32 protein-coding genes are annotated in these 26985 nt (G+C 61.0%); 21 read left to right on the top strand and 11 right to left on the bottom strand.

Features of this window, described 5'->3' with window-relative positions; genetic code table 11:
- Positions 1 to 25: 25 nt before the first annotated feature.
- The gene (locus tag FJ492_RS26670) at positions 26 to 727 is read right to left on the bottom strand and encodes a GntR family transcriptional regulator (protein WP_140773185.1); all 702 of its coding nucleotides are present in this window, start codon (positions 725 to 727) and stop codon (positions 26 to 28) included.
- 156 nt (positions 728 to 883) lie between these two features.
- Between FJ492_RS26670 and FJ492_RS26665 the strand changes: the two genes are divergently transcribed.
- Genes FJ492_RS26665 through FJ492_RS26650 form a run of 4 tightly spaced genes read left to right on the top strand, consistent with a single transcriptional unit; the run spans position 884 to position 4731 of the window.
- Positions 884 to 2110, top strand: coding sequence for an iron-containing alcohol dehydrogenase (locus FJ492_RS26665; RefSeq protein ID WP_140773178.1), 1227 nt, complete (start codon positions 884 to 886; stop codon positions 2108 to 2110).
- A 17-nt stretch (positions 2111 to 2127) separates the two neighbouring features.
- Positions 2128 to 3615, top strand: coding sequence for an NAD-dependent succinate-semialdehyde dehydrogenase (locus tag FJ492_RS26660; protein ID WP_140773171.1), 1488 nt, complete (start codon positions 2128 to 2130; stop codon positions 3613 to 3615).
- A 9-nt stretch (positions 3616 to 3624) separates the two neighbouring features.
- Positions 3625 to 4434: an alpha/beta hydrolase gene (locus FJ492_RS26655; RefSeq protein WP_140773166.1), complete on the top strand. Its 810-nt coding sequence runs from the start codon at positions 3625 to 3627 to the stop codon at positions 4432 to 4434.
- 30 nt (positions 4435 to 4464) lie between these two features.
- Positions 4465 to 4731, top strand: coding sequence for a hypothetical protein (locus FJ492_RS26650; protein WP_140773162.1), 267 nt, complete (start codon positions 4465 to 4467; stop codon positions 4729 to 4731).
- Here FJ492_RS26650 and FJ492_RS26645 read toward each other — a convergent pair.
- Positions 4717 to 5391, bottom strand: a complete 675-nt coding sequence (locus FJ492_RS26645) for an isoprenylcysteine carboxylmethyltransferase family protein (RefSeq protein WP_084636853.1) — start codon at positions 5389 to 5391, stop codon at positions 4717 to 4719. The genes FJ492_RS26650 and FJ492_RS26645 overlap by 15 nt on opposite strands.
- Before the next feature lie 358 nt (positions 5392 to 5749).
- Positions 5750 to 6223, bottom strand: coding sequence for a hypothetical protein (locus FJ492_RS26640; protein ID WP_140773160.1), 474 nt, complete (start codon positions 6221 to 6223; stop codon positions 5750 to 5752).
- Between the two features lie 241 nt (positions 6224 to 6464).
- Here FJ492_RS26640 and FJ492_RS26635 point away from each other — a divergent pair, with 241 nt between their 5' ends.
- The 3 genes from FJ492_RS26635 (at position 6465) to FJ492_RS26625 (ending at position 8339) form a co-directional block, all read left to right on the top strand.
- Entirely contained in the window at positions 6465 to 6896 is a 432-nt protein-coding gene (locus tag FJ492_RS26635; RefSeq protein WP_245262326.1) for a tetratricopeptide repeat protein, read from the top strand.
- A 98-nt stretch (positions 6897 to 6994) separates the two neighbouring features.
- Positions 6995 to 7585 carry a hypothetical protein gene (locus FJ492_RS26630; protein ID WP_140773153.1) on the top strand — a complete coding sequence of 197 codons (591 nt, stop codon included), beginning with the start codon at positions 6995 to 6997 and terminating at the stop codon, positions 7583 to 7585.
- A gap of 67 nt (positions 7586 to 7652) precedes the next feature.
- Entirely contained in the window at positions 7653 to 8339 is a 687-nt protein-coding gene (locus FJ492_RS26625) for a hypothetical protein (protein WP_140773150.1), read from the top strand.
- Positions 8340 to 8797: 458 nt separating this feature from the next.
- On the opposite strand, the gene FJ492_RS26620 is transcribed toward FJ492_RS26625, so the two are convergent.
- Positions 8798 to 9640 carry a sterol desaturase family protein gene (locus FJ492_RS26620; RefSeq protein WP_246676136.1) on the bottom strand — a complete coding sequence of 281 codons (843 nt, stop codon included), beginning with the start codon at positions 9638 to 9640 and terminating at the stop codon, positions 8798 to 8800.
- Between the two features lie 168 nt (positions 9641 to 9808).
- Complete coding sequence (locus FJ492_RS26615; protein ID WP_246676132.1) at positions 9809 to 10318, bottom strand: pilus assembly protein CpaA; 510 nt, start codon at positions 10316 to 10318, stop codon at positions 9809 to 9811.
- Positions 10319 to 10791: 473 nt separating this feature from the next.
- On the opposite strand from FJ492_RS26615, the gene FJ492_RS26610 reads away from it, so the two are divergent.
- From FJ492_RS26610 to FJ492_RS26545, 14 genes are all read left to right on the top strand, one after another.
- Positions 10792 to 10992: a hypothetical protein gene (locus FJ492_RS26610; protein WP_140773146.1), complete on the top strand. Its 201-nt coding sequence runs from the start codon at positions 10792 to 10794 to the stop codon at positions 10990 to 10992.
- A gap of 142 nt (positions 10993 to 11134) precedes the next feature.
- A complete protein-coding gene (cpaB, locus tag FJ492_RS26605) occupies positions 11135 to 12127 on the top strand; it encodes a Flp pilus assembly protein CpaB (protein WP_140773144.1) in 993 nt (330 codons plus the stop codon).
- Between the two features lie 111 nt (positions 12128 to 12238).
- Entirely contained in the window at positions 12239 to 13663 is a 1425-nt protein-coding gene (locus FJ492_RS26600; RefSeq protein ID WP_246676131.1) for a type II and III secretion system protein family protein, read from the top strand.
- Complete coding sequence (locus FJ492_RS26595; RefSeq protein WP_140773139.1) at positions 13644 to 13937, top strand: pilus assembly protein; 294 nt, start codon at positions 13644 to 13646, stop codon at positions 13935 to 13937. The genes FJ492_RS26600 and FJ492_RS26595 overlap by 20 nt, the downstream gene beginning before the upstream one ends.
- An 87-nt stretch (positions 13938 to 14024) precedes the next feature.
- Positions 14025 to 15488, top strand: a complete 1464-nt coding sequence (locus tag FJ492_RS26590; RefSeq protein ID WP_140773137.1) for a pilus assembly protein TadG-related protein — start codon at positions 14025 to 14027, stop codon at positions 15486 to 15488.
- Positions 15485 to 15964, top strand: a complete 480-nt coding sequence (locus FJ492_RS26585; protein ID WP_140773135.1) for a TadE/TadG family type IV pilus assembly protein — start codon at positions 15485 to 15487, stop codon at positions 15962 to 15964. Before FJ492_RS26590 ends, FJ492_RS26585 begins: the two co-directional genes overlap by 4 nt.
- Positions 15958 to 16587, top strand: a complete 630-nt coding sequence (locus FJ492_RS26580) for a TadE/TadG family type IV pilus assembly protein (RefSeq protein WP_140773133.1) — start codon at positions 15958 to 15960, stop codon at positions 16585 to 16587. The genes FJ492_RS26585 and FJ492_RS26580 overlap by 7 nt, the downstream gene beginning before the upstream one ends.
- A 42-nt stretch (positions 16588 to 16629) precedes the next feature.
- On the top strand, positions 16630 to 17763 hold the full coding sequence (locus FJ492_RS26575; RefSeq protein WP_140773131.1) for a pilus assembly protein: 1134 nt from the start codon (positions 16630 to 16632) through the stop codon (positions 17761 to 17763).
- On the top strand, positions 17760 to 18344 hold the full coding sequence (locus tag FJ492_RS26570; RefSeq protein ID WP_140773129.1) for a L,D-transpeptidase: 585 nt from the start codon (positions 17760 to 17762) through the stop codon (positions 18342 to 18344). The genes FJ492_RS26575 and FJ492_RS26570 overlap by 4 nt, the downstream gene beginning before the upstream one ends.
- Positions 18345 to 18358: 14 nt before the next feature.
- Positions 18359 to 19798 carry a CpaF family protein gene (locus FJ492_RS26565; RefSeq protein ID WP_140773127.1) on the top strand — a complete coding sequence of 480 codons (1440 nt, stop codon included), beginning with the start codon at positions 18359 to 18361 and terminating at the stop codon, positions 19796 to 19798.
- A gap of 7 nt (positions 19799 to 19805) precedes the next feature.
- Positions 19806 to 20759 (top strand): type II secretion system F family protein, encoded by a 954-nt coding sequence (locus tag FJ492_RS26560; RefSeq protein ID WP_140773125.1) that lies wholly within the window; start codon positions 19806 to 19808, stop codon positions 20757 to 20759.
- 9 nt (positions 20760 to 20768) lie between these two features.
- Positions 20769 to 21710 carry a type II secretion system F family protein gene (locus FJ492_RS26555; protein WP_140773123.1) on the top strand — a complete coding sequence of 314 codons (942 nt, stop codon included), beginning with the start codon at positions 20769 to 20771 and terminating at the stop codon, positions 21708 to 21710.
- A gap of 268 nt (positions 21711 to 21978) precedes the next feature.
- On the top strand, positions 21979 to 22176 hold the full coding sequence (locus FJ492_RS26550; RefSeq protein WP_140505812.1) for a hypothetical protein: 198 nt from the start codon (positions 21979 to 21981) through the stop codon (positions 22174 to 22176).
- A gap of 121 nt (positions 22177 to 22297) precedes the next feature.
- Entirely contained in the window at positions 22298 to 22462 is a 165-nt protein-coding gene (locus FJ492_RS26545) for a hypothetical protein (protein WP_140773121.1), read from the top strand.
- A 22-nt stretch (positions 22463 to 22484) separates the two neighbouring features.
- Here the strand turns inward: FJ492_RS26545 and FJ492_RS26540 are convergent, their stop codons facing one another.
- From FJ492_RS26540 to FJ492_RS26515, 6 genes are all read right to left on the bottom strand, one after another.
- Positions 22485 to 22778 carry a hypothetical protein gene (locus tag FJ492_RS26540; protein WP_140773118.1) on the bottom strand — a complete coding sequence of 98 codons (294 nt, stop codon included), beginning with the start codon at positions 22776 to 22778 and terminating at the stop codon, positions 22485 to 22487.
- A gap of 65 nt (positions 22779 to 22843) precedes the next feature.
- The gene (locus FJ492_RS26535) at positions 22844 to 23362 is read right to left on the bottom strand and encodes a ferritin-like domain-containing protein (RefSeq protein WP_140505807.1); all 519 of its coding nucleotides are present in this window, start codon (positions 23360 to 23362) and stop codon (positions 22844 to 22846) included.
- Positions 23363 to 23514: 152 nt separating this feature from the next.
- Positions 23515 to 24516: an ATP-dependent DNA ligase gene (locus tag FJ492_RS26530; RefSeq protein ID WP_140773111.1), complete on the bottom strand. Its 1002-nt coding sequence runs from the start codon at positions 24514 to 24516 to the stop codon at positions 23515 to 23517.
- Between the two features lie 60 nt (positions 24517 to 24576).
- Positions 24577 to 25020, bottom strand: coding sequence for a PPC domain-containing DNA-binding protein (locus tag FJ492_RS26525; RefSeq protein ID WP_140745999.1), 444 nt, complete (start codon positions 25018 to 25020; stop codon positions 24577 to 24579).
- A 26-nt stretch (positions 25021 to 25046) separates the two neighbouring features.
- Positions 25047 to 25364, bottom strand: coding sequence for a plasmid stabilization protein (locus FJ492_RS26520; RefSeq protein WP_140505910.1), 318 nt, complete (start codon positions 25362 to 25364; stop codon positions 25047 to 25049).
- Positions 25365 to 25473: 109 nt separating this feature from the next.
- Positions 25474 to 26985, bottom strand: a 1512-nt coding sequence (locus FJ492_RS26515; protein WP_140773103.1) for an HAD-IIB family hydrolase, incomplete at its 5' end; no start/stop codon positions are given.

The following is a 26985-nucleotide window of genomic DNA, read 5'->3' as shown; positions in this document are numbered from 1 at the left end:
CAGCGGCGCGGACATCGGTTTAGCCTCAATCGAAGGCCGGCAGCAGGCGATCGCGCGAGTGCTCGATATGGGCGCGCATTGCTTTCGCGGCCGCATCGGGATCGGCCGAACCGAACGCGGCAAGGATCGCCTCATGCTCGTCCAGCGCCTCCTCGGTCACGCGGGAGTGGTACATCAGGCGAAAAATGTGGAAGTGGGTGTGTTGATAACCCAGCGTCTCGCGAATGAGCTCGTTTTCGGCATATTCCATGATCTTGTCGTGGAAGATCGCGTCCTGCCGGGCGAAGTTTGAGTAGCGCAGACGCTCGTCCTTGCCCTCGCGGCGCGACATCACGCCTGCTGCCTCCAGCAGCGTGCCGAGTTTGGTCTCGTCCATCGCGGCAGCGGCCTTCGCCGCGCCGTGCGGTTCGAGCAGGAGACGCATTTCGTACAATTCGTCGAAACGGCGCCGGCTGATCTGCGGTGCGGCGCGGTATCCGATCAGATGCGTCTTCAGAACCAGGCCTTCGCCTTCCAGACGCCCGAGCGCTTCGCGGATCGGCGTATGGGAAACGTCGAACTCCTTGACCAGATTGTCGACGGTGATGCGTGAACCGGGCGCGATCTTCAGCGACATCAGCTGCGCGAAAATGGCCTCGTAGACGTCCTCGGCCAGGCTGCTCGCGCGCTGGATGCGACCCGCTCCCGTGGGTGCTTCACCATTATTGCTCAAAATGACAGGTTGCATTCTTTCGCCTCTCGACAGGGGAGACTGCTAACACGAGGGTTTGACCGATTCAATACTATATCCTATACGATTTCTTTCAGCGCCATTCAGTTCAGGATCTTCGGTGCGGATTTTGCAATGCGCGTTCTCCGACACCCCTCAAGGATGCAGCCTGTCATGAGCCTTCTCACAGCCCTCCGGCTCCCACGCGAAATTCTATTCGGGAAGGGGCAACGCCATGCACTGCCAGTCGTGGCCGCTCGCTACGGCCGACGCGCCCTGGTCTGCACCGACGAGCGTTTCGCCGGTACGGCCGTGTTCGCCGAAATCATGGCATCCTTGCAGGCAGCGTCGATCGAAGTGCTGGTTCATGACGATGTCCTGCCGGATGTGCCGCGCGACTCCGTGGCGGTGTGCGTCGAGCAAGCGCGGGGCTTTGGGCCCGATATGGTGATCGGGATCGGCGGCGGCAGCTGTCTCGATCTCGCCAAATGCACAGCCTTGCTGATCAGCCACGGCGGCGAGCTGCAGGACTACTACGGTGAGTTCAAGGTTCCGGGGCCGACGCTGCCGCTCATCGCCGTGCCGACCACGGCGGGCACAGGGTCGGAGGTGACACCCGTCGCGGTGATATCCGATCCGGACCGCACGCTCAAAGTCGGCATATCGAGCCCCCATCTCATTGCCGCCGTTGCCATCTGCGACCCCGAACTGACAATGACTTGTCCGCCGGGCTTGACGGCGATCGCCGGTGCGGACGCCCTCACGCATGCGATCGAGGCCTTCACGGCCATGCGCCGGGACGGTGACTTCAGCCTGCCGCAGCGCCACGTCTTCATCGGCAAGACGCCGCTGACCGACCATTTCGCGCTGCTGGCCGTCAAACTGCTCGGCCGCAGCCTGGAGAAGGCGTTTACTGACGGCGGCGACGCAGAGGCGCGCGCCGACGTGATGATGGGAGCGCTGGCGGCGGGTTGCGCGTTCGGCACCGCCGGCACGGCGGCCGCGCACGCGGTGCAATACCCGGCAGGCGCGCTCACACACACGCCGCATGGGCTAGGGGTGGCGACAATGATGCCCTATGTCATGAGCTACAACAGCCGTGTGGCCGCGGCGGAGATCGCCGAGATAGGGATTGCTCTTGGCCTTGAGCCGCACGGTCGAAGCGCCGACGAAATGGCGGGCGCGACCATCGAGGAGATCAGGCGTTTGTTTGCGGCGATCAGCATCACTCCGACGCTGGCCGGCCTGGGGCTTCCGGCCGACAAACTCGACTGGACCGCCGAGCAGGCACTCGGCATCGATCGGCTGATCAAGAACAACCCGCGCCCATTCGACCTCACCGCCATGCGCCGCCTTGTCCAGGCTGCGTATGACGGCGATCTCAACGCCTGCGCCATGTGAACGTCAGGAACAAGACGATGAACCTTCCCTATAATGCCTCCCAGTTCGATCAGGATCCCTACGAAATGCGGGGTTTTCCGCACCGACTCTACATTGGCGGACAATGGCTGCCGTCTTCCGACGGCGGGCTCGTTGAGGTCATCGATCCATCCTCCGGCGCCGTGATCGCGGCGGTTCCCGATGCGACCCTGGAGGACGCCGCCGCAGCAGTCGAGGCAGCGGCCAAGGCCGCCAAGGGGTGGCGCGAGACCGCGCCACGCAAGCGCTCGGAGATTCTCAGGCGCTGTTTCGAGCTAATGGTCGAGCGGTCGGAGACGCTTGCCATGCTGATCTCGCTGGAGAACGGCAAGGCACTACGCGACGCGCGCGGCGAGGTGGCTTACGCAGCCGAATTCTTCCGCTGGAACGCCGAGGAAGCTGTTCGCATCACCGGCGAGTTCGGCATCGCTCCATCCGGAACCAACCGGATCGTGGTCGACTATCAGCCGATCGGCATCTGCGTCCTTATCACGCCGTGGAATTTCCCCGCCGCGATGGCGACACGCAAGATCGCACCGGCCCTCGCGGCAGGCTGCACGGTCATTCTGAAGCCGGCCAGCGAGACGCCGCTGACCGCCTATGCACTCGCCGCGCTCTACAGCGAAGCCGGCGTCCCGGACGGCGTCGTGAACGTGCTGACGACGTCGACACCCGGCCCCCTGACGTCGGCCATGCTGGCCGATCCGCGCGTCAGGAAGCTCTCCTTCACCGGCTCGACCAGGATCGGCCGCGCCTTGCTCGCCGAGGCCGCCAAGCATGTGATCTCCTGTTCCATGGAGCTTGGCGGCAATGCGCCCTTCATCGTCTTCGACGATGCCGATCTCGATGCGGCCCTCGACGGCGCCATGATCGCCAAAATGCGCAATGCCGGCGAAGCCTGTACCGCCGCCAACCGCATTTACGTCCAGTCGGGCATCCACGATGCGTTCGCCGACGGCCTGTCCCGGCGCATGGCCGCGCTCAAGATCGGTGCCGGCACCAGGGCAGAGACGGAATGTGGACCCATGATCACCAGGAAGGCGGTCGACAAGATCGACCGGCTGGTCAAGGATGCGGTCAATCGGGGTGCCAAAGTGTTGTGCGGCGGCTCGGTGCTTGATGGAGATGGCTTTTTCTATCCTCCGACCGTCCTGTCCGATGTCTCGCCGGACGCCGATATGGCGCATGAGGAGATCTTCGGCCCGGTGGCGCCCATCACCCGCTTCGAAAGCGAGGCGCAAGCCATCCTCCACGCCAACAACACCGAATACGGCCTCGCCGCCTATCTCTACACGCGCGATGTGGCCCGCGGCATGCGGGTGGCCTCGGAGATCGAGGCCGGCATGATCGGCCTCAACCGCGGCTTGATGTCGGATCCCGCAGCGCCCTTCGGCGGGGTAAAGCAGAGCGGCCTCGGGCGGGAAGGGGGCCAGCATCACGGCATCGCCGAGTTCATGGAGGCCAAATACATCGCTGTAACCTTCTGAGCGGACACCATGTCGAAGGATCCTTTTCGCACCCGCGACCACGTTGCCGATTTCGATGAAATCGTGGCCGATATCGTCGCCCGCAGCGCCGCGACGCGGGCAGCGCTGCCCATGCTGGCGGATGTCGCCTATGGCCCGCACGAGGCCGAGCGCCTCGACCTGTTCTTTCCGGAGGGACCGCGTAAGGACCTTCCTGTGCATATCTTCATCCATGGCGGCTACTGGCGCATGTTCACCAGAAACGACTATTCCTACATTGCCGAAACGGTGACAAGCGCGGGGGCAATCGCGGTCGTGATCGACTATGCGCTGATGCCTGCCGTCAGGATGGCGCCAATCGTCGACCAGGTCCGGCGCGCGAGGCAATGGGTGCTGGATAATATCGCCGGCCATGGCGGCGATCCCGGCCGGCTAAGCGTCAGCGGCCATTCCGCCGGGGCGCATCTGGCGACCTTTTTGTTCAACGAGGGTTCGGCCCCTTCGGCGGCACTCCTGCTCGGCGGGCTATACGATTTGAAGCCCCTTCAGCATTCCTTCCTCGAGCCTTTGATAGGTCTCACCGACACGGAAGTTGAGGCATTTTCGCCGCTGAGCAAATCCCACTCTCCCCGGACGAAAGTCACGGTGTTGGTCGGCGAGCGGGAGACGGAACCTTTTCACCAGCAGGCCAGCTTGTTTGCTGACCGCCTGACGGGACAGGGCCTGGGTGTGTCGAAGGGCGTGCTCGAGGGGCGCAACCACATGGATAGCGTACGTGATTTGGGACTGCGCGGGACAATCGCGGGCGACTGGCTTCACGACGTCGTCGTGGCCGGATAGAGTCGCCCGCTTCGGTACGGCGGCCGCACGATGCTGGCGGGTTTCCACCGCGACCGTTTCGTCATTGCGCTCGATGCGCAGGATCGTACGCCGGCCACTCCGGTGAGCTTCGCCAGTTCTCGTTGGCCAATGCCGATGACGACACGTGCTGCCCTTAAAAGCGCGCCACAAAAAGCCCGCTTGCTTTTCAATGAACAGTCCCAGCGCAATGCCAAGCGGCACCGGATCAGCGATGAATGTGGGGTCGCTCCCCTACCGGAACCGACCCGCGACTGCTGGCCATCAATGCGCGGCTAGCGTCAACCTTCGCGAAAAAGGAATGAGCATCGGCACCTTTCGCGAGTACGAGACATATTCTGGAAAGGCCAAGGACAAGACGTGTTCTTCGTTCAAGATCCGCCAGTATTGGATCGCGAAATTCACCGCGACCGACGTGATGACCACAGGTGACGGATTGGCCGCGACGGCTCCGACCATGAAGAGCGATTCCGCGAGATAAAGTGGATGACGGACAATGGCATAAGGACCGCGCGTTACCAATCGGCGTGCCTGCGCATCGATCGAAAACGATCGGCCGAGCCAGAGAAGGCAATAAGCAGAGCCCGTCATGCCCGCGAAAACCAGCAATGCCGCGATGGTTTGCATACCCTCTGCCGGTGTTGGGCGAACCATGATGGCAATAGTCGTGAGCATAAAGGTCCCGCAGACAGCCGCGATGCGCGGCGCCCAGCCAAGGCTGATATCCTTTGGCGGGAGCCGGATGATGGTAAAAGTGACCATCAGCGTGGAGAAGACGAGCGAAGACGCCCGCGAGACGAATTGGAGCATGAAGTCGTCTGGAGACATTTGCGCGTCGCCAACGAGTGCGACGAGACGCCCAACCCCGTTAAGCACGAAAAATGCAAAAACCAGCATGAGGATCAGGCGCCCCGCGAAGTCGAACGACCAAATTTTCATGAGCCACCCTCCCTGCCACCGGAGAATGAAGCATTTCTTAACCGCGCCCGCAACTTCGTTCTTAAGAAAGCGTTAACGCTGCTCTTAACGTCGAATTAGCCGAAGCTCCCTAACTTGAGTGGATCGAACCTTGGGGCGCTGTAGCTTATGTTTCGGCAATCTGTGCGAATTCTGGTGGTCTTTGTCAGCCTCCTGATCGTGGCGGCCGGCGTTTTCATTGGCCGGCTTCCTGCTCAATGCGAGTGGAAGCTTGGCACCGGCCTCATGAGCGCATGTGTCAATCGCGCGATCATTCGGGACGGGGATCGCTTTGAGACGAAGCGGCTGCATGCCTCGGCCTGATCCGGCCGCGCTCAAGTCACTCCCGATAGAAGTCAAGGCTCGGAGGACAGGGCACTTCCTTCGTATAGAAGGCCTTTACGAACCCGCTGCGGATTGCCTCTTTGGTGACATAGTATTTGATCGGGCACCAAAGCCGTCTTGGCGGCGCGCCGGGCGGGGTGCAGGCGCCGGTGATCACAATCGGAGAGATGCTTTCCGGGTCGATCGCTCCTACCTTCGCGGAACGGTGGTCCGGTTGCTCCCGTATATAAAGGAAGTCCCAACGATCGACGCCAACCACCCTAAGACAGCCGGCGGGCTTGAACGCGAGCGCCTGGGGCGGAAAGGCGAGGATCATGAATGCCACCAGCAGCAGTCCAGACCACACGGCTATCCTTCGCTGGAACAAATCGTCAAGGCCTAGTGCTTCACCCAAACAATGCCGGCGGCGCGAAAGCACCGCCCGGTCGATTTCAGCAGTGGCGCACATGAACAGGTTCTCAGCCAGCATGTCGTAGTCCGGTCGGGAAGCGGGGCATTTTTGCAACATCTTGTTCAGAAGTATCTAATAAACTGTATGGCGCTGTTGGATTTTCCTTATCCGGCCTATAGCAAGTTTTGGTAGGATGAGTCTTGGGACGGTAAGATTGGGTGGGGACGGGGAAAGGTCCAGAAGCGTGTTCAGGGGACTGGGGAGTTTGGCGGCAGTTGTCGTCGCCGTTTTGTTTCTGGCCAGTTGCCAGACCGGAGATATGTCATCCTATGGCGACAGCGCCGCCTCCGTGAAGGATCTGCCCGACGTGTCGTTCTACAAGACCGACGAGCTGATCGCACTGGGCAAAACCCAGTTCAAGGAAAAGAACTACGGAATGTCCTACGCGCTCTTCAAGCGTTCGGTCGAGTTGTTTCCCAAGGACCCGCAGGCTTGGCTCGGCCTTGCCGCCTCGGCCGACGAGATCGGCCGTTTCGACACGTCCGACCTAGCCTATCGCCAGCTTGCATCGATGATCGGGGGGCGGCCGGAATACTACAACAATGTCGGCTACTCCTATCTTCTGCGTGGAAATCTCCGGCAGGCCCGTCGCAATTTCCTGAAAGCCTACGAACTCGACCCGTCGAACGAGACGACCGCAAACAACCTCCAGCTACTGGCCAACAGCACGTCGTTGGCGAAGCGGACGTGACGCCATGTCTTCGCGGCGGGTTCCGAAGGACGGCTGCACTGACATGGACCGGACGGCTCGGCCTCCTCCCTTGAAAGAACCAGTCCGGCGAGGCGGCCATGCTTAGCTTCGTCGACAACCAACCGGGATCCGTGGTGTATCCTGAGAACTCGGGGCCGCCGGCGGCGGCGCCGGAGCCCTTGATGCAGAAGGCAGGAGTGGCCGGTGGCATAGCCATCACGTTGAACATCATCTCCCTTGCTTTCGCCATCGGCATGGTCGTCATGCTGATCTTTCTCTTCCAGTCGATCCGCGAAGTTGCCACGCTCGAGGATCGGCTTTCCGGCCTTGGCCAATTCGAGACGCGGCTTTCCAGGCAGTTGGACACGGTCAACCAAGGTGTCCAAAGCCAGTTCGAGGAACTGAACAAGCGGATCTCAGCGCTGCTCGACCAGACCGCGCGGCTCGAGGAGCAGGTGGCGAAGCTCACCGGCGAAAACCGGGATATGGCCGGGCGTTTGCAGGCGCTCGGAGAAGCCGGCGACCCTGGGGTTAACGTCGCTGAGCCGTCAAATGAACTCGTTCTGAGCGCTCCGCCGCAACAGCCGAAGGAAGTGCGTCCGGAACCTGTCCGTCCGGCGAACCCGGTCCAGTTCGAGCGGATCGTGTCGCCCGATGGAAAAGTAACCTACAGCAAGGTCCGCAAGTAGGTTTGCGCGGAACCAATTCTTAACGGAAGAAGTTCATCCTCCCTGCAAGATGTTGCGGGGACGACCGATGCTGAAATATGCCGCCAGGTTGATCTACCTTGCGCCCGCGCTGACCTTCGGGCTTGGCGCGGCGTTCGTTGCGGCCGCCTATCGGCTTGGCGCGTCACCCGCCGACCCGGCCGCCTGGCAGGGTTTTCTGGCTCTCGCCCCGCTGGTCCGCGAGCCGGTCTATCTGGTTGCCGGGCTGCCCGGCTCCAGCTATGCCGCTGCCTTCGTCGTCTTCGCCACCGCCGCGCTCGCCGGCGCCGTGTTCGCCTTCTCTCCCCATCCAAGCGGCAGGGCGCAATTTATCCATGCGCATCTCGCCTTCCTGATCCTGCTCCTGTCGATGGGCCGGGCAGGGGTCTTTTCCGCAGGCAACGCCGAGATCGGCATCGGCCCGGCATCGCTGACAGACTGGACGCTGGATTTCAGCAGCTTTCCCGCTATTGGTGTCGGCCTTTTTGCGGTCGTCGCGCTGGCCTGCGCCGCTAGCCATCGCTCCGTGATACGTGACATGATTGCGCGGCAGACCGCCATGCAGAAGGTCGAGAGCCGGCGGACCAGGCATTCCACGGTGGTGGCCGGGGCGGCCCTCGCGGTGGTCGGCGCCATCGCTACGGCCGCGTGGGCCAGTGAGTGGGGGCCGTTCGGCCCTTCGCCCCTGATCAACGCATGCGAGCAGGTGAAGGGGCATCTTCACTGCTGGCAGTAGCTGGACGGAGCGGAATCGAGAACCGACAGATACTCGCACTTCCGTCCGTCGCACCCAGTGAAGGCCCCTTCAACCGTCATTTAACACCACTTTTTACTGGCAAATGAAGTTGCGCGGAGGCGCCAAACGATTTTGCGCGCTACAGTCGGGCCGCTGTACTTCGGCATGTAGCCCCTCTCCTGCAGCCATGCGGCCAAGATCAAGCGGATCGCCTCCGATCGCCCAGCGTTGTTCAGGTCGGCAGAAAAGGAATCGACCGCGCACATGAGGTCTTCCGGCGCCCGGAATGCCACGAGAGGATCCTTGCCGGTCGCCGGTCGCCGGTCGCCCTCGCTTTAGCGCGTTACCTCCGGCATCCCGAGACGCGTATCAGCAATGTTGCTGAATGCGGCTCTGACGCAGTTTACACGCCGGCAGTTGCTGAATTCCCAAGGTCATGATGTCTAAGAGCGCACCGGTCAGTCCAGGCGGTGCGGAACAAGAGGTCTGGCTTCTCGTCTTCGATCCCTGCGCTGAAAAGGATATCCGAATTGGCCGAGGTAGCTTGTCGGGACCGGCTCCTCCACGCCGTATTTCTCGGGCATCTCAGAACCCGGAACATGAAACGTGCCGAACAGCACGTCAAAGAGCGCGATCTGGCTGGCAAAGTTCTTGTCGTAAGCCGCTCGATGGTCGGCGTGATGCCAATGGTGGAACTGAGGGCTGGCGATCAGCCACTTGAGTGGGCCGAAATTGATCCTGACGTTGGCGTGCAAGAGCAGCGCGTGGCCGGTATAAATGATGAAATAGATCGCGATCGCCTCATCTGAAAATCCAAGGAAAAAAATGGGTGCCAGCGAGACGGATTTTGTGATGATCTGGTCGACCGGATGGGCGCGAAAGGAGGCGAGCCAGTCAAGTTCCTCGATCCCGTGGTGGATTGAGTGGAAACGCCAGAGCGCCGGGATGGCATGAAAGGTGCGGTGCGCGGCGTAGACGCCAAGATCGGCGATGACGATCATCTCGATCACCTGGAGCCAGATGGGTTGGCCGCTGATGGCCAGCAGCAAGCCGCGCGGCACTAGCAAGCCCGCCGCGCCCATTGCGGCGGCCGCGACTATGACAATGAAAATATTGGTGATGGCGCTGTTCAGAACAGCATAGATCACGTCGTTGCCGAAGCCATTGCGCAGTATCTTCTGGGGGCGAACGGCTAGAAGCCTCTCCAGCGGAACGAAGATCGCGAAGCAAATCAGCAGCGACTTTAGCCCAAGAATATCCATGTTCAGCACTAACCCCCACCCAAAGTATCTGCCGACCATTTGAACCACTCGGCTCTCCGCCGTGCAACGGCATTCGCGGGGGAGTTGATCGTTGGTTCCGCGCGCGAGTTGGGCTGAAGCGGACTGTCCAACCTGCTCGCTCGCCAGCCTTGTGTGGCTCTTGAAGGCAATCCGAAGCCAATCGACAAAAGTTGCATCGCAAGCCTCTCAGGCCGCGAAATAACGCAGGTACATCGCAATCAGCGCCGCCGCGGCCATGATGACGCCATAGGGCACCTTGCGTGATTTTCGGATCTCTTCGATGCGGGACAGCGCCGAACATGCCTGGTATCGCAGCGGCACGGGAAACTGCAAGGCGAGGCTGACGACAGCCCCGCCGGCGGCAAGCCCGACGGCGAACGAGAACAGATGATTCAGCCCGACGAACAGGCCGATCGGGAAGAACAGCTTCGCGTCACCGGCGCCCAGCATCCGCAACGCCCACAGCGCGAAGCCGATCGTCAGCAGCAACAGGCCGGCGGCAAGGTCGCCCTGGAGCGGCGAATCGCTATCGATCCCCGCCAGAATGCCAGCCCCTGGCGGTCCTGCCCAGCGGATCAACGCCAGAAGCGCATAGTCCGCCACAAGCGTCAGAACCGTCCAGTTGCGTATTTTCCAGGCTATGAAGTCCTGCCATGCGGCGATGAGGATCAATCCCGCCGCTGCGATGATGGCCAATACCCCTAGGAATTCCATCCCGCCTACCCCCTCTTGCATACCAGCCTATTGCCGGTCCCAAACTGTCCGAATCATGAAGACTGATTAAACGCCATCGGCCGCGACATGCCCGACGAAAGCCTCCGGCGCGTCGGCTGTGATCGAAGCCATCGGCAACTTGATCGGATCTTAAGGGAACTGGCGGGCGAATTAGTCGGAAACCTCAAGCCAAAAGTAACCAGAAGGAGGCGCCACGGTCGGCAACGGATGGTCTTTGTTGTGTTTCGACACACCTCTTTGGAACTGCTTCCCCGGCCAAGCAGGAGCAGGGGCGTAGAACCGTTGTTAATTTACCATAAACCAAACCAGAATGGCAGCATGATAATTCACTAATTGACGCTACGCTAATTAACGAGATATTAATAAACCTGTCTGGCGCTGGGGGCTCCTCTCGCGGACGGGTAAATGGAAAAGTCATGTAAGGGAGTATCATCATGACCAAATTGACCAGCATGTTCCGTGCCTTCGCCCGCGAAGAGGACGGCATCGCGCTTTCGGAATACCTTATCCTCTTGGGTCTGCTCGTTGCAACGCTCCTCACTGCGGTTGGTGTGGCGGGTACCAACCTATCTAACGCGTGGACGTCCTGGGGGACCTTCTTCACATCGCTTTCCCACACGGCGCCGGCCGCGTGAATTCAATCGCATCAGAAGGCGGCCAGTCCGCCTTCTTTTGAACACAGTTAACTATGCTATGCTAACAATAAGCGGCTCTTTGCCGCTTATTGTGGGTTTTTATTTTTCGACTAGTCGAAAAACTTACGGCGGGGGCCGGTAGATGAAAAGCTCCACCACGATAAGCCTGCTTGTATCGGTCGCGCTGGCGTTGCTGGCGGTCTTCGGCGTCCGCACCTATCTCGCCAACCAGCGTGACCTTCTCGCACTGAACGCGGGCCTGGGTGGGCCCGTGTCATCCGGGGATACGATCCTCGTCGCCACGCGCGCGCTCCGCTTCGGCGAGCCGGTCAAGCCGGAGGACGTCAGGGCTCTCGCATGGCCGACTGGAGAATTGCCGGCCGGCGCCTTCCGCAAGCCGGAGGAACTGATCGGCAAGGACGGCGCGCTTCGCTATGTCATGTCGGCGATGGAAAAGGACGAGCCGGTGCTCGCCTCCAAGATCACCGGCGCAGGCCAGCGCGCGACATTGTCGGCGGCTCTTGGCGAAGGCATGAAGGCGGTGTCGATCCGCGTCAACGACGTGCTCGGCGTCGCCGGTTTCGTCCTGCCTGGCGACCGCGTCGACATCCTGCTGACGCGGGTGGTCCATGAAGAGGCCAAAAGCGACCAGACTTTTGTCGACGTGCTGCTCCAGGGGGTCAAGGTTCTCGCCGCCGACCAGACCGCGGACGACCGTACCGACAAGCCCTCGGTCGTCAAGACCGTGACCTTCGAAGTCACCACCACCGAGGCGCAGAAGCTGACGCTGGCCGCCAGTGTCGGCACGCTTTCGCTGGCGCTGCGCAATGTTGCTTCCTCCGGCGTGGAACAGACGCAGCCGGTGACGCTTGCCGATCTCGGCGGCGGACCGATCGCGCAGACGCTCAAGAACGATGGCGCCGACCAAAACAGACTTACCGATCTGGAGAAGCTCGTAAGAAACGTCGGTGACACGCTCGGCACGCGGCTCGGCGCGATGGAAGATAACCTTAAGCAAAAACCTGTTATTGTGGAGAAACCGGTTTTGGTTGCGGCGCCGAAACCGGACTTCGTGGTAATTGGCGTTTCGCGCAATACCAAGCGGGAAGAATATCGGGTCCCGCCGCTAAACTGACAAGAAGCCATTCGGGAGCGGCCGGGGACGGGGTAACGAAGCATGGGCAATTGCCAACTTGAAGACACGGGGATCTCGAGGCTGACGCGCGTTCTCGGCGCAATTGTCTTTTTGGCCACCTCTCTTCTCTCGGGTCTCGCCGCGCCGGCGCACGCCCAGGAGAAGAATGTCACGATCGGCGGTGGAAATGTCGCCCATGTGAAGGTCGCGCCCGGCAGCACGATGACGATCACCACCAGCCGCCGTTTCGCCGATCTCGTGGTTGGCAATCCGGCGGTAGCCGACGTCGTGCCGCTGACGGAACGCTCGCTCTATATCCAGGGAAAGGGATCGGGTGCCACCAACATCTCGATCTATGACGACGCGAAAAATCTTCTCGGCGTCATCGACGTGCGCATCATGCTCGATTTCGATGAAATCCAGACGGCGATCCGCTCGGCGGTGCCGAGTTCGAAGCTGACCGTCACCAACGTCAACGACCGGATTCGGCTTTCCGGCGTGGTCAAGGACGGCGTCGATCTTGCCCGGGTGCTCGAGATCGCGCAGCAATATTCGAGCCAACCCGTGCTGAACCAGGTTCGCGTCTCCGACGCGCAGCAGGTGATGCTTGAGGTGCGCATCATAGAGGCATCGCGCAGCGCGGGGCGGGATCTCGGGATCGGGTTCAATGGTGTAAGCGCCAACGGCGGTCTCTTTACCGCGGCGCCCCGGCTTCACATCGGCGTCAACGATGACACGCATCAACTCCAGACAGAAGTCGGCGCCGTCGCCACGCAGAACGGCACCCCGTTCGGCGAGATGATCGCCAAGGTGCTGGAAGTTTCCGGCTGGCGCATCGATGTCGTCATCAACGCCCTGGAGGCAAAGGGTCTCGTCCGCCGGCTGGCGCAGCCGAATCTTGTGACGATGAGCGGAACGACGGCCAGCTTCCATGCCGGCGGAGAGGTGCCGATTACGCGCGCGGTGTCCACTGGCGGGGAACTCGCGACCGAAATCAGCTATCGGCCCTATGGCGTCAAACTCTCCTTCACCCCGATCGTCCTTGACAATGGCCTCATCAATCTCGTGATCGAGCCGGAAGTCAGCGAAATCGACCGTTCGGTTACCGTCAACGGCAATCCCGGCTTCATTTCGCGCAAGGCCGACGCCACGATCGAACTGCGTGACGGGCAGAGCTTCGCCATGGCCGGCCTGTTGCAGACGGTCAACGCCGGCGACGTGCAGCAAATGCCCTGGCTTGGCCAGGTCCCGGTGCTTGGGACGCTGTTTCGCTCCACCTCGTTCCAGAAGCGGGAGAGCGATCTGGTGATCGTGGTCACGCCGCGCATCGTGCGGCCGACCTCGCCCGGGGAGAAGCTGCATTCGCCGCTGGACCAGACGCGGCCGGGCAATGACGTGGATATGTTTATGCTTGGCATGCTGGAGGTCGACAAGGACATGATGCGGGGCTTCAAGGACGGAAAGGGCGTCATTGGTCCTTACGGCCACATAATCGATCTCGATTTCGGAGGCGCGTATGCCGTCGGCAAGAAATAGGGCGGCCATCGCCATGCTCGGCGCATGCCTGATGATGAGCGGTTGCGCCGATTACATGGCCCACAGGGATTCGGTGACGCTCGGCCTTGGCGACGCACCGCAGGCCAATATCGGCATCCAGACGATTGATCCATTTCCGAGGGAAGCATGGAACACCAGAATCCGTGGCGACGGACGCGCGGTTGCAAGAGCGCAGCAGCGCTATGCGCCGACCGCGGTGATAGTGCCGGCGCCGGCGGCCGTCGCGCCGGCTGCAACGGAGACCACGAACTGAGGACAAACAACGAGGACAGGTAAGGAGCAGGCGGCGGCTCCGGGGTTTGCGAGCATGATGCGACGAAAACCGATAGTTGGGGCTAGAATGAGACGTAAGATCCTCGATGTGCTGCTTGATGAGCGCGGCTATGTTACGGCGCTGACGCTTATTACGATGCCGCTGCTTCTGGGCTTCAGCCTGCTGGTCATCGATGTGGCACGCGGCAACAATCTCCACACCGATCTGCAAAATGCAGCCGACGGACTGGCGCTCGCCGGAGCAAGAGAGCTGAACGGAGCACCGGATGCCATCACGCGAGCCGATGCCGCTATTACCGATCTCGTCAAGAACCAAGCAAGGTTTTCCGACGGTGGTGCAGTCATCATGGACAAAACCACAGTCAGCGTGACATACCTCACCACCATTCCGGCCAGCGACGACTCGCCGATAGATACAGCATGGATTGCAGCAAATGGTACCACGGACGCTACTACCGCGGCCTACGTCTTGGTCCGTTCGACGCCGCGCGCCATGACGTCGCTGTTTCCGATACCCGTGGGACTGACGAATCCGACGCTGAACTTCCAGGCCGAGGCCGTCGCGACCTACACCGCCACTGCTTGTGACGTCACACCGCTTTTCATCTGCAATCCGTTCGAAAGCCTGGGTCTTTCGATGGAACAAGCATACGCTCAAGGATTGACTTATAGCCGCGAACTGCAAGTGCTCAAGACCGATAGTACACCCGGCCCCGGCAACTTCGGACTGTTGGACACTGATATCCCGCTTAAGGACGCTTTCGCGAAGGGCGCCAGCGGACAATGCTACACGAAGGAATCGGTGGTTACCAAGACCGGCGTCACCCTCGGCCAGGTAAATGTCGGCCTGAACGTCCGTTTCGACATATATGCCGGAAGTCTGGGTTCGGAGGAGGGCAATCCGCTATATCGCCCCGCCACCAATGTTCGAAAGGGAGCCAAGAATACCACCGGCTCGGCTGGCTGCGGCAAGGTGGACAGTGACGTTCCGACCAAGGCAATGGGTTTCCCGCCGGGGACGTATCCGACGCCGAGCCTGGGTATCAGTACCAATGGTTCTTGGGATCGAACCGGCTATTGGACGCTGAACCATGGAACCAGCCTGCCGACGGCGCTTCAGAACGCGTCGCGCTACGATGTTTACAGATATGAAATCGACCACAATCTCGTTGCAGACAGGGCGGGCAACAAGGGGAGCGGCGAAAACGGCGTCCCGCGTTGCTACTCGGGCGCACCGGAGACACTCAGTGACAAACCGGACCGTCGCATCATATTTGCCGCCGTTGTAGATTGCGGCGACTTTTCCGATTCGACCAAGCACACGACCATTAGCGGCAAAACGACTCTTAAACCCGATGCATTCGTCAGTATGTTCCTGACAAACCCTATCGAAAAGCAAGACAACAGCAAGGAAGACGATACAACCGCCAGTGAAAAGCCGATCCGCCTCGAGATAGTGGATGTCACGGGCCAAGGCGGCAGCGGGACGCTGGATCAGTTTCTACGCGAGGAGGCGCAGTTGGTCCGATGATCACCCGGCTGCAACGGTTTTTCGTGCGGTTCCACCGCGATGAGCGGGGCGCGGTTCTCGCGGAGGCACTGATAATCGTGCCGTTCGTCACGCTGTTTTCCGTCGGCATCCTGGAATTCGGCAACATGTTCTGGGAGAAAGAGCAGATCGAGACAGGACTGCGTGACGCGGCGCGCTATCTCAGCCGCTGTCAGCCAAGCAATCCGCTTTCAGGCTACGTGTCGCAATGCAGCCAAGCGGTTGCCCGGCGCATCGCCTATTACGGGACGTCAGACCCCGCCGCCACCGACTTGAGGGTTTCAGGGTGGGACCCGAGCGGAAGTGCGATCGACTTCGCCACAGTCACCCGCGCAGGGAAACAAGTCGTCGTCGCGAGCACCTCCCATGCCTACAGCTCTTCACCGCTGTTCGGCTGGCTTGGCATCGGCAACATCACCATCGAGGCCTATCACGAGGAAAGATATATTGGATGGTGAGAGCCCCCCGCTTCCGCCCCTTCATTCGCGAGGAATCCGGCGTTACGCTCGCCGAGGGACTGATCGTGATGCCTTTGGTCCTGCTGGTCTTCGCTGCCTTCATCGAGTTCGGCTATGCGATGTTCCAGTGGAACCAGACCGTCAAGGCGCTGCAATTCGGCGCGCGCAAGGTGGCGGTTTCGGGCTCAATGGTGACCGGATTCGACCCCGCCACGGTAACGGTGCTCGCGTCTGGCAGCACCAATGGCGGAGTGGCGATACCGGTGGGTGCGCTTGGCCCGTGGACCTGCACAGGGAGACCCGCCTGCACCGCTGAACTCAACCGTATCGTCTATGGCGCCGCCACGGCCACATCATGCAACGCTGTAGGCACCGGAAGCCCGGCAATGTGCCAACTGAACCCGCGCATCGGGATCGATAATGTTCGCGTCACCTACATGATGTCGGGACTTGGCTATTACGGAAGGCCGGGGGGCGCGGTGCTAACCATACGCATGGAAGTTCTCGGCATCACCTTCGATTTGCCTATACTTGGCGCTATATTAGGTATCAATAATGTAACGGTTCCAGCCATGCCGGTGACCGTCACAAGCGAAGACTTGAACACAAACTCGGGCAGCTGACCAAAGCTGCGGAATATCGGGCATTCTCGGATGACAAGCCATATGAACTTTTCGAGAAGAATAAAGGTGCTGATCGCCTCGGCGGATCAGGCGGCGTCCGAGTTCATGCAGAGCTCGCTGTCGGCGCTCTCGCAATACGACTCCGAGGTGAAGGATCACGGCGCGCTGCTCGACAAGCGCCTGGCGGTCGATCCGACAAGCTACGATTTGCTGGTGCTCGACGCCGGCGATGGCGCCCTTCTCGAAAGCAGCATCGCGCAGGAACTGCGGCGCAAGTTCGCGGCGCTTCCGCTGATCGTGGTTTCCGATCCGCTCACCGACCAGCGCATGCGGCTGCTGCTGAAGCTCAACGGCAGCGACTGGGTGAGAAAGCCGCTGGACCGCAAGAGCTTCCTTGAAGCCGTGACCGGAAATGTGCAGATGGCGCATTCAGGCGGCAACCATGTGCATGCGGTCATCTCGGCGGTCGGCGGAGCCGGCGGAACCTCGGTCGCCATATCGTTGGCCGACGCGCTTGTGCGCTCGGCAAAGAGAACGCAAGCCAGCGTCGCGTTGTTCGATCTTGATTTTGCCACCGGCGCCTGCGGTCACTACCTGAATACACCCAATGACTACGATTTGCGGCCGATCATCGCCCAACCATCGCGGGTCGATCTGGAATTCATCGATATTATCAAGAAAAAGCACCCGCGCGGCTTTTCGCTGCTGTCGTTCCGGCAACCCGGCGTCTCCATGGCTCCCTCTGGCGGCGAACTTGTCCTGCGGATGCTGGACGTGGTTTCTCTCCAGAACAATCACACCGTGGTCGACATCCCCTACTACGAGACGAGCTGGAAGGATGAACTGCTGGCCGCGGTCAATTCCATCCATCTGGTCACCGAATTGACCATACCCGGCCTGCAGCAGGCCAAGGAAGTCTACAACCGGATCAAGAAGCTCAGAAACGACGATATTTCCATTAGGGTCATCGCCAACAAGCATCGCAGGCGTCTCTTCAGCTTCGGCATTGGCAAGAAGGACGCCAACAACATCTTCAAGCAATCCAGCGCCATGGTCGTCGAGGACGACTGGGGCACGATGAACGAGGCAATCAATCGCGGCATGCTGCCTGCCGAAGTCAACCCGCGCTCGAAGTTCGTCCGCCAGGTCGAAAAACTTGCCGAGGCCGTCAAATGACCGGCCTGGGCCGAATAGGCCGCCTCACGCGCGGCGGCGCCGGAGCCGGTCTTTTGTTATTGGCCGTCGCCGGTATCGGCAGAGCTGACGCGACGGAGCGACGAAGCGACCCGGTGCCGAAGAGCCTTGGGCCGGTCACCAGGCGCGTCGTTGCGACAGCGACCAGGGAAAAGCCGGGAACAATCCTGATCTCGACCGCGGCGCGAACGCTCGACTTCGTCGTGGCGCCGGGCAAGGTCGCCCGATACTCGATCGGCGTGGCCAAGGATGGCTTCGTATGGACCGGCACCGTCCGCGTCGGCGGCAAGGCCGAATGGCCGGAATGGCGGCCGCCGGCCGAGATGCGCCAGCGCGACCCGCGGCTGCCGGAAATGATGCCGGCGGGTCCCTACAATCCACTTGGCGCGCGCGCGATCTATCTGTTCAAGGGTCAGCGCGACACTCTCTACCGCATCCACGGCACCAACGATGCGCCCTCGATCGGCGGCTTCGTTTCTTCCGGCTGTTTTCGCATGACGAACGCCGATGTGCTGGAGCTCTACGGCGAGGTGCGCATTGGCGCAAAAGTGATTGTCGAATAGGAAGAGCGGGCGGTATGGCCAACGGGATCATTGGGAGATTTTACAGGTCACGATCCGAGGGCCTGCCGGAACAGGCACCTAGCGCAGGCGCGGACCTTGCGCTCGTCGAGAAGACCGAAGCCGTTCCTTCCGCGCCGGCGGTGACCGAGGAGCCGAAACCAGTGGAGCGCGGTGCTCTTGGCCCCGACATGGTTTCGGAGCGTGTGAACCTGCACCGCTATCTTCTGGATCGGATCAATCTCGGACTACTTGAGACGGCACAGAATGACGAACTCGCCGCCGAGATCCGGCCGCTGGTGCGCGAATACGTCCGGGCGCGGAATTTCCCCCTCAATGCGCGTGAACTCGACGGCCTGATCAGCGATATCACCGACGAAATGCTCGGGCTGGGTCCGATAGAGCCGTTGCTCAAGGACGATACTATTTCCGACATCCTGATCAACAGCCACGAGCACGTCTACATCGAGCGCTATGGCCAGATCGAGGATACGCCTATCCGGTTCAAGGACGAAGATCACCTTATGCGCGTGATCAACAAGATCGTCACGGCCGTCGGGCGACGTGTGGACGAGTCTTCGCCGCTGGTCGACGCGCGACTTCCCGACGGATCCCGCGTGAACGCCGCCATCAGGCCGGTCGCGATCGACGGTCCGCTCGTCTCGATCCGCAAGTTTTCACGTCGTCCCTATACGCTCGACCGCCTTGTCGAAAGTCATTCGATGGCCAAGGCGATGCAGGTTCTGCTGACCGCGGCCGTCAAGGGCAAGGTGTCGATGATCATCTCCGGAGGAACCGGCTCCGGAAAGACCACCATGCTCAACGCGCTTTCGTCGCAGATTTCAAATCGCGAGCGCCTGATCACGATCGAAGACGCTGCCGAATTGCAGCTGCAGCAACCCCATGTCGGTCGACTCGAAACGCGGCCGCCGACGCTGGACGGACGCGGCGAAATACGCCAGCGCGAGCTCCTGAAGAACGCCCTTCGCATGCGGCCCGACAGGATTATCGTGGGCGAGGTCCGCGGCGAGGAAGCCTTCGACATGCTGCAGGCCATGAATACCGGTCACGAAGGATCGATGACCACGATTCACGCCAATACGCCGCGGGATGCAGTCTCCAGGCTTGAGCAAATGATAGGCATGGCGGGCATGCCGATGTCGCAGTTGAGCATCAAGTCCCAGATCGCTTCGGCGATCACCCTGATCGTTCAGGTCGAGCGTCTTCACGATGGCACGCGGCGTCTGGTTTCAGTTACCGAAATCACCGGCATGGAGGGCGACGTCGTCCAGATGCAGGAGATCATGAAATTCCAGAAGCTTGGCGTCGACGACTTGAACAGGGTGAATGGACAGTTCCGGGCAACCGGCATCCGTCCGCGGTTCCTCGAGCATATCGCCGAACTGGGCTTCCAGCTGCCGGGCGATATTTTCGATCCGGCACGCTCCCTGGTGTAGGTGTGCAATGGAACTCATGCTCGTCTACGCAGCTGTCTTTATTGGTGGTCTGATACTATTCGAACGGGTCACGGGGATCGTCGCAAACCACTTCCAGCGAAGCAGCGCGCTGAACTACCGCCTCAAACTCCTGCAAGGCACCGAGGACAGTCTCAGCGTCTTCAAGGGAATGGTTCGCGAACGAGCGCTTGATTATGATCGAGGCGGCTTCAAGCTGCTGGTCCGGCTGCGCCGGTTGTTCGCACAATCCGGGCTGAAAATAAACGCTTTGAGGCTGGCGATCTATACGCCTGTCATCGCAGCGTTGGTCTGGTTGCTGCTGACCTACTTCGGCGTTTCGACAATTCCAGCGATCATCCTTGTCATCCTCTTTCTGACCGCACTGCCCCTTATTATCATGATGCGCGTGCGTGGAGCCCGGATGAGAAAATTCATTGCTCAATTGCCTGGCACTCTCGACGTGGTGACCCGGAGCCTTTCGGCCGGGCATCCATTGCCGATATCGATTTCCCTGGTTTCGCGGGAATTGCCAGATCCCATAGGGACGGAGTTCGGCATGCTCAGCGACGAACTCACCTACGGAACCGATCTCAATGACGCGATGCTCAATATGATCGAGCGCGTCGGAGCGGAGGACCTGAAGCTTCTGGCGATATCGATGAGCGTCCAGCGTGGCACAGGCGGCAATTTTGTCGAGATCCTGGAGAACCTGGCGAACGTGATCCGCGAACGCGCGATTCTCCGAGCCAAGGTCAGGGCGCTATCCGCTGAAGGCAGGATAACAGCCATTATGATGTCGGCATTTCCTTTTGGCCTTTATTTCATGATCAGCACACTCTCACCGACGTATTTCGATCCTGTATGGGCGAGTGGATATGCCAATGTTGTTTTCACGATTGCCTTCTGCGTGATGTTCGTTGGCAACTATATTTTGTACAGACTTGTAAACTTCGATTTTTGAGCTTGATAGATGACCGAAACACTGATCCTTCTCGCGACGTTCGTAGGCGTCCTGCTTTTTTCGACGGTCATTGTCGGAAGGATTGCCAGCCAGCGCGAAGTGGCGTCCAGGCTGACAAATGCAGTGGCCGACAGCGAGGCGGGAGGCAGTCCCTATTACGGTCCTGCTTCCGAAATCATCGATGACAAGTATGGTGCCTTCATCAAGCACTATTTTGATGTGGTCAGGAAGGACACGAATTCGAATTCCTTGCCGAACCGGCTGCTGCGAGCCGGGTTCTTTTCACCGCAGGCGAGTGCAACATTTCAGACCGCGCGTGCCGCGGTGTCCTTACTGGTGCTGCTGGGTATATTCGTGGTCTTCGATCAATATTTGGTGACCGTCTCACGAACGATGGCAATCCTCTTATCCATATTAGGCGGAGGCTTTGCTTTTTTCATTGCCGGGGTCGTGCTCGAACGCATGGGAGTTGCCAAGGAGAAAGCCTATCGCAGGATATTTCCCGATTTCATGGATATGTTGATCGTTTGCGTCGACGCTGGCTTGAGCGTCGAAGCGGCGGCCGATCGTGTCGCACGCGAGTTCATGTCGACCCGGCCCGACTTCGGGCTGCACCTTTCCATCATGATGCTTGAAGTGCGCGGCGGCCGACGCTTGCGCGATGCATTGACCAACTTGGCGACCCGCTTGCGCATCGACGAGGCCAGGTCGCTTGCCGTGCTGTTCCGGCAATCGGAAGAACTTGGCTCCAGTGTGACGAAGAGCCTTCGCGTCTACAGCAAGGAGATGCGTCAGATGCGAATCCTGCGCGCTGAGGAAATGGCGAATGCCCTGCCTATCAAGATGCTCTTCCCCCTGGCCACATTTCTGTTTCCGCTGAGTCTGATAATCGTCATCGTCCCGATAGTTATGCGCGTCGCTTCGATGCTGAAGTCGATGACACCCGGGTAGCGCGCAATTCAGATCCGTGGAGAGCAAAGATGCGATACCGGCATTGTGGCGGCTAATTGCGAGCCTCAGCGCGGCTCCCTGGCCTTGGCGATCGGTTGGTTTCAGGTTCGCTGACGGGCTCTCGAACTCAACTCCGATCGAGTTTCCTCGACACGTTCAAGCTTCGGCGGCACGGTTCACGAAATATTATGTGACGGAACGTCCGGGCCGCCAGCGTCTTTGACCCTCGAGGCGGCCGTTCGCCTCGGTAACTCAAAGGAGAAGAAGAATGCCCAATAAAGGTGGTAGCCATGAGCAACATGTGAAAGCAGGCCAGCAGAGCCACAAGAACATGGATGACAAGAACCGCCAGCAGCAGGCGGCCGGTGGCAACCAGCGCCAGCAAGGCGACAGCTCCGGCAATATGCGCGGCGGGACCCATGAACAGCATGTGAGAGCTGGCGAGCAAAGCCACAAGAATCGCTAGCCAACCCCTGTGGCATCGAGCCCGTCCCGAGCGCTCGGGACGGGCTCTGCGTGGTGATAGGTGCTGCGGTCAACCCGCCCGGTCCGGCGAAAGAGAGGCCGCCGAAAGAGAGACAGATTTGATGCCCGATCCGAGAGAACCCGACCCCAACCGCGACGTGCCCATGCCCGCTCCCAACTGGAAGCCCAAGCCGATCGGCGAACCGGAGCCGGACGGATTGCCCGATGAGGCGCCGTTGCCCAATCCTGATGAGAATGAAGAGCCCCCGTTGCATGCGGACGGCTGACCCGATTGCGGACGTCGTTCGGTCACTCGCCGTCGGCGTGGCCGCCTTCCCTTGAAGGATCGCGTGAGATGGCTGCCTCTTCGACGTCGTCGGGCAATGCCTCGTCGCTTTCCTGGTAGGCATTGTCGTCATCTTCCTCGGGCAAGTCGCCCTCAGCCTCGTCCTCCACCTCGGCGTCGTCGGGAAGGATTTTCGCGCCTGCGAGCGCGTCCCAGTCCTGCTGCTCGATCACGGGACCTTCGGTTTCTGCCGCGTCTTCGGCCTGCACTGCGTCTTCGGCCTGCACTGCGGGTTGCTCTCTCTTGCGGGGGTCCATCGTCGTTCTCCGAAATCCGGGGAGTTGCCCCGGATCGCCTTGCGCCCGGGGCAATAGCTCGCCAGCTAGGCGGCCTGTTCCAGGGCACGTTCGTTGACGCCGCCCTCGCCAAGGCTGGAAAGTGCCTTGTCGGTCGCCGTCTCTTCCTCAAGGGTCTCGTTGAGGAGTTTGACCACGTCGCTCTTGCCGAGCTGTTCGGCCCAGGCGATCAGCGTACCGTAGCGCGCGATCTCGTAGTGTTCGACGGCCTGCGCCGCTCCGACCAGCCCAGCGTCCAGCGCGGGGTCGCCCTTATATTCCTGGAGGACTTCCGAACCCTCTTCGATGATGCCGTCGATGGCCGGACAGGTCTTGCCTCGGGCCGGCTTGTCGAGAAGCTCGAAAATCTGTTCGAGGCGGTCGACCTGGTTCTCGGTCTCCTGCAGATGTTTCTCGAACGCCGCCGAAACATCTTCGGATTCGGCGCCCTTCGCCATTTTCGGCAGCGCCTTCAGGATTTTCTTCTCGGCATAATAAATGTCCTTCAGCCCGTCGAGGAACAGGGCTTCAAGGCCCTTCGGTGCCGCTTTCTTCGCAGTCGCCATGATTGTCATCTCCAATTATCAATTATCGTGAAGCCCACCAGCGGTGTAGCTGGGACACAACTTGCCATCGGGACGGTTGTTCCAGCCCTTTCGCGAAGAGGCGACCTGGAGGGCGCCTCCGGCCAGCGAGCGCGCCCGTGGCGCGAACTGCGTCACTCGATCTGCCGCATGGTGCACTGGCGCGGCGCTTTGTCCGGGCGCCAGCGCAACAGTTTGGTGCCATGCCGGAACCTGTCGCCGGTGACATGATCGAAGCGGACCTCGACCACCAGTTCCGGCCGCAGGGGCTCCCATTCGCCGCTGCGCTGCGTGCTCCAGCGGCTCGGTCCGCCCGGCGCTTTGCCGGTGAAGCCGGGTCCGCCACGCAGCTTTTCCAGCTCTCGGGTGACACGGGCCCGGTCATCCCTGCCGATGGTCGAGGTAAAGCCGACATGGTCGAGTTTGCCGCTCTCATCATAAAGGCCGAGCAGCAGCGAGCCGACCTCCCTGCTTCCGGTCAGATAGCGGAATCCGCCAACCACGCAGTCGGCCGTGCGCAACCGTTTGACCTTGACCATCGCGCGTTCGCCCGGCCGGTAGGGATCGGCCAGCAATTTGGCGACGACGCCGTCGGTGGGACCATGGCCGGCCCCTTCCAGCCAACGCCTGGCGGCCGCCGGATCGGTCGCGCTGGGCGAGAGCCGCAAGCCGGGCTTGGCGCAATCGCGAACGAAGCCCTCGACCGCGTGGCGGCGTCGCGACAATGGCTCGCCAAGCAGGATCGTCCCGCCCGGCGCGGCCGGCATGTCGAACAGGATCAGCCGGGCAGGCGTTTGCGCGCTCAGCTTGCGGATACGGCTTTCAGCCGGGTGAAGCCGCATCTGCAGCGCGTCGAAGGAAAGCTGGCCATCGAGTTCGATGACGATTTCGCCATCGACAACGAAGTTGCGGGCCTCCACCTGCTGCAGCATGGCGACGACTTCCGGGAAGTAACGGCCAAGAGGTTTGCCGGATTTGGCGCGCAAGTCGACATCCGTGTCGCCCTTGAAGGCGAGGCAGCGAAACCCGTCCCATTTGGGCTCGTATTGCCAAAGGCCTTCTCCCTCCGGCAGGGCGTCGGCCGCTTTGGCCTCCATCGGAGGCGTGTCCAGGGGGAGGGCAAACCTGTCCGTCATTGCCTGTATCATCGCTCTCCGGGGCGTCGCGCCCCTCGGCGAAGCGCCCGCAAAGACACCTCAGCCGCCGAGATCGATCAAAGCCACACCGAACTCGGCGCGCTTGCGGCGGCGCAGGTGACCCGGCGCTTCCACCACGGTGACTTCCAATGTCGGCCGAACGGTGCCTTCGAGCAAATGGCCGCCCCTGGTCGTGCCGTCGCTCAAGCCAAGCACCGCGTGGACATGAAGACTTGGCTTGCCATCATCGCCCGTCGCGACATCACCGATCGCGCTCAGGACCTCGCATTGCTCGTCGACCGGGATTTTTCGATAGCGCTTCGCCTCCAGGTCGAACCAGCCGACAGTGGCCCGTTGGAACGCGCCAATCGCCGTCAGGGAAGCGCTGCCGATCGTCTGCTCGACCGCGAAGCTGGTCAGTGCCGCGAACGCTTCCTCACCCGGGTCGAGCACCACGACAAATGTCCGTTGGCCGTTGGCCTCGTTGACCAGTCGCGATTTCATGCCGGTGTTCCGATCTTCGAGGCCGTTCAGTGGGCGTGGTGTTCGGCGTTCCTCTTGCGGGTCGCCGCCGCCTTCCTTGCCGATTCGGACCGGCTGGCGGCCGATCGGGAAGCGGACGCCTTTCCGCCGCTCTTGCCGCCCTTGTGCGCCGCCGGATGACCCGTGTGCTTGCCACGCCCGGAGCCGCCTTCCTTCTTGCCGCCACCATCGTCCTTGTTGACCGTCGCCCATGCGCGTCGCTCGGCTTCCTTGTCGGAGACGCCACGCTTCTCATAGCCTTCGGCAATATGGTCGGCCTTTCGTTCCTGCTTGTCGGTGTATTTGGATTTCTCGCCTCGTGGCATGATCGTTTCTCCTTCTCGATGGAGGTTGAACGTCAAGTCGGCGCCCAGGTTCCAATCGCGGTCGGCGAACCGGCCGTTCCCGACGTCGTTCATGACCGCCTCCGGGCTGCTATTCCTCAGGCGCCGTCGCCGGTGCGGTGTAGCGCCGCCGAACGGCATCGAGAACCCGTTTGCGGCTCTCCTCCGCCGAAAGCTTCTTGTCCTTTTCCGCCTCGGTGGTTTCGCGGGCGAGATCCTTGTCCCTGATCTGCTGGCGGAACCATTTCGAATAGTCGCCCGCGCGCAGATGGAACTCCCAGGTCTTGTCGTCTATGCCTTCGGCCATCTGGGCAAAGATCATCAGATTATGGGCCCTGAGGTTCATCGCGTCGTCGGGACCGCGGAAATAGAAGCTGCCGGTCTCATCGAGTTGGCCCTCGGCATATTTGCGGCTGTGGCGCTTGAGAGACTGACGAGGTTCGATGACCTTGACCGTCGTGAGTTTTTTGCGCGCTTGCGGCCGCCAGAACAGAACCCGGTCGCCCTTGGGCGTGGGAATGTCTTTCGGCGGCTCGATGCCCGTCTCGTGGCAGAAGGTCTTCACCACGTCCTTCGCCTTGGGGCCAAGGGCGATGACGGCCGTAACCAGGCGCAGGGCGTCGGTCGAAATCGCCTCGGGATGGACGGTGATCAGGATCGTGCCCGGCAGTTCCAGCGAGAGCACGGAGCGCGTATCGTCGCGCCGCTTCGGAAGAAGATGGTGCGCTTCGTCGATGACCAGCCAATGCGGTCTTGCGGTGCGGCGGCGAAAACTGCCGAGGCCAGGCAGCAGGTCGGCAAAGAAGTCAGGCCGTTCATCGACACGAAGCGCCAGGCCATTGACGACGATATTGCTGTCGGCCTTGGCCATCAGATCCAGCACCTGCGCCTTTGTTGGCGCGCTCGACCCATCCCCGAGCCGAACGGCGCCCTCGAGGCCGTCATAGTCACCCTCAGGGTCGAAGACGCAAAACTGAAATCGGCTCTCGACAAAGCATTCCGTCAGCGCGGTGGCCAGGGTGGATTTGCCGATGCCCGAACTGCCGGCGATGAGCACGCTTTCAGTCGGCGACAGATAGATGTCGTCGCCACCGGACGATCCCAGAACAACGCCGTCATGACGTTTCGGCACGATCCCGTGGTCGCGTTCGATCAATTTGGCGATCAGTTCCTCGACGCCTTTGCCGCGTGCGCCGCGCGTGACCAGGTTTGCGGTGCCTTTGACCGCGGGAATGGCATTGTCGACCGCAACGCTGCAGCCGCAGGCCTGCAGGAAGGCATGATCGTTCTCGGCGTCGCCGATACCCACCACATTGTGCGGCGACAGGTGAAGGTCCTCGAGTGCGGCCGCCAGCCCGGTGGCTTTGTTGACGCCGCTCGGCAGGATCATCACCGCGCCCTTGTTGAAGATGATCTCGAGCTCGAGCCCCATCTTCTTGATGACCTCGAGCACAGTCGCCTGATGTGGCTCCCAGGTAGCGACGATCGACCGTCCCGACGAAAGTGGCTTTACCCCCTGTTTTTTCAGCATGGCGATGAATTTGGGCTCCGGCGATGGCGAGATCGCCCGCTCCTCCTCACTCGCCGGGGTGTAGATCAGGGC

This window comes from Mesorhizobium sp. B2-5-4, assembly GCF_006441095.1.
Taxonomy (GTDB): Bacteria; Pseudomonadota; Alphaproteobacteria; order Rhizobiales; family Rhizobiaceae; genus Mesorhizobium; species Mesorhizobium salmacidum.
Note: the sequence above shows the minus strand (reverse complement) of the source record. Positions and strands in the feature narration are given on the sequence as shown.

Excerpts from the sequence above, each read along its gene's own strand:
- FJ492_RS26670 (WP_140773185.1), bottom strand. The coding sequence starts at position 727 with ATGCAACCTGTCATTTTGAGCAATAATGGTGAAGCACCCACGGGAGCG.
- FJ492_RS26665 (WP_140773178.1), top strand. The coding sequence starts at position 884 with ATGAGCCTTCTCACAGCCCTCCGGCTCCCACGCGAAATTCTATTCGGG.
- FJ492_RS26660 (WP_140773171.1), top strand. The coding sequence starts at position 2,128 with ATGAACCTTCCCTATAATGCCTCCCAGTTCGATCAGGATCCCTACGAA.
- FJ492_RS26655 (WP_140773166.1), top strand. The coding sequence starts at position 3,625 with ATGTCGAAGGATCCTTTTCGCACCCGCGACCACGTTGCCGATTTCGAT.
- FJ492_RS26650 (WP_140773162.1), top strand. The coding sequence starts at position 4,465 with ATGCTGGCGGGTTTCCACCGCGACCGTTTCGTCATTGCGCTCGATGCG.
- FJ492_RS26645 (WP_084636853.1), bottom strand. The coding sequence starts at position 5,391 with ATGAAAATTTGGTCGTTCGACTTCGCGGGGCGCCTGATCCTCATGCTG.
- FJ492_RS26640 (WP_140773160.1), bottom strand. The coding sequence starts at position 6,223 with ATGCTGGCTGAGAACCTGTTCATGTGCGCCACTGCTGAAATCGACCGG.
- FJ492_RS26635 (WP_245262326.1), top strand. The coding sequence starts at position 6,465 with ATGTCATCCTATGGCGACAGCGCCGCCTCCGTGAAGGATCTGCCCGAC.
- FJ492_RS26630 (WP_140773153.1), top strand. The coding sequence starts at position 6,995 with ATGCTTAGCTTCGTCGACAACCAACCGGGATCCGTGGTGTATCCTGAG.
- FJ492_RS26625 (WP_140773150.1), top strand. The coding sequence starts at position 7,653 with ATGCTGAAATATGCCGCCAGGTTGATCTACCTTGCGCCCGCGCTGACC.
- FJ492_RS26620 (WP_246676136.1), bottom strand. The coding sequence starts at position 9,640 with ATGGTCGGCAGATACTTTGGGTGGGGGTTAGTGCTGAACATGGATATT.
- FJ492_RS26610 (WP_140773146.1), top strand. The coding sequence starts at position 10,792 with ATGACCAAATTGACCAGCATGTTCCGTGCCTTCGCCCGCGAAGAGGAC.
- cpaB (WP_140773144.1), top strand. The coding sequence starts at position 11,135 with ATGAAAAGCTCCACCACGATAAGCCTGCTTGTATCGGTCGCGCTGGCG.
- FJ492_RS26595 (WP_140773139.1), top strand. The coding sequence starts at position 13,644 with ATGCCGTCGGCAAGAAATAGGGCGGCCATCGCCATGCTCGGCGCATGC.
- FJ492_RS26590 (WP_140773137.1), top strand. The coding sequence starts at position 14,025 with ATGAGACGTAAGATCCTCGATGTGCTGCTTGATGAGCGCGGCTATGTT.
- FJ492_RS26585 (WP_140773135.1), top strand. The coding sequence starts at position 15,485 with ATGATCACCCGGCTGCAACGGTTTTTCGTGCGGTTCCACCGCGATGAG.
- FJ492_RS26580 (WP_140773133.1), top strand. The coding sequence starts at position 15,958 with ATGGTGAGAGCCCCCCGCTTCCGCCCCTTCATTCGCGAGGAATCCGGC.
- FJ492_RS26575 (WP_140773131.1), top strand. The coding sequence starts at position 16,630 with ATGAACTTTTCGAGAAGAATAAAGGTGCTGATCGCCTCGGCGGATCAG.
- FJ492_RS26570 (WP_140773129.1), top strand. The coding sequence starts at position 17,760 with ATGACCGGCCTGGGCCGAATAGGCCGCCTCACGCGCGGCGGCGCCGGA.
- FJ492_RS26565 (WP_140773127.1), top strand. The coding sequence starts at position 18,359 with ATGGCCAACGGGATCATTGGGAGATTTTACAGGTCACGATCCGAGGGC.
- FJ492_RS26560 (WP_140773125.1), top strand. The coding sequence starts at position 19,806 with ATGGAACTCATGCTCGTCTACGCAGCTGTCTTTATTGGTGGTCTGATA.
- FJ492_RS26555 (WP_140773123.1), top strand. The coding sequence starts at position 20,769 with ATGACCGAAACACTGATCCTTCTCGCGACGTTCGTAGGCGTCCTGCTT.
- FJ492_RS26550 (WP_140505812.1), top strand. The coding sequence starts at position 21,979 with ATGCCCAATAAAGGTGGTAGCCATGAGCAACATGTGAAAGCAGGCCAG.
- FJ492_RS26545 (WP_140773121.1), top strand. The coding sequence starts at position 22,298 with ATGCCCGATCCGAGAGAACCCGACCCCAACCGCGACGTGCCCATGCCC.
- FJ492_RS26540 (WP_140773118.1), bottom strand. The coding sequence starts at position 22,778 with ATGGACCCCCGCAAGAGAGAGCAACCCGCAGTGCAGGCCGAAGACGCA.
- FJ492_RS26535 (WP_140505807.1), bottom strand. The coding sequence starts at position 23,362 with ATGGCGACTGCGAAGAAAGCGGCACCGAAGGGCCTTGAAGCCCTGTTC.
- FJ492_RS26530 (WP_140773111.1), bottom strand. The coding sequence starts at position 24,516 with ATGACGGACAGGTTTGCCCTCCCCCTGGACACGCCTCCGATGGAGGCC.
- FJ492_RS26525 (WP_140745999.1), bottom strand. The coding sequence starts at position 25,020 with ATGAAATCGCGACTGGTCAACGAGGCCAACGGCCAACGGACATTTGTC.
- FJ492_RS26520 (WP_140505910.1), bottom strand. The coding sequence starts at position 25,364 with ATGCCACGAGGCGAGAAATCCAAATACACCGACAAGCAGGAACGAAAG.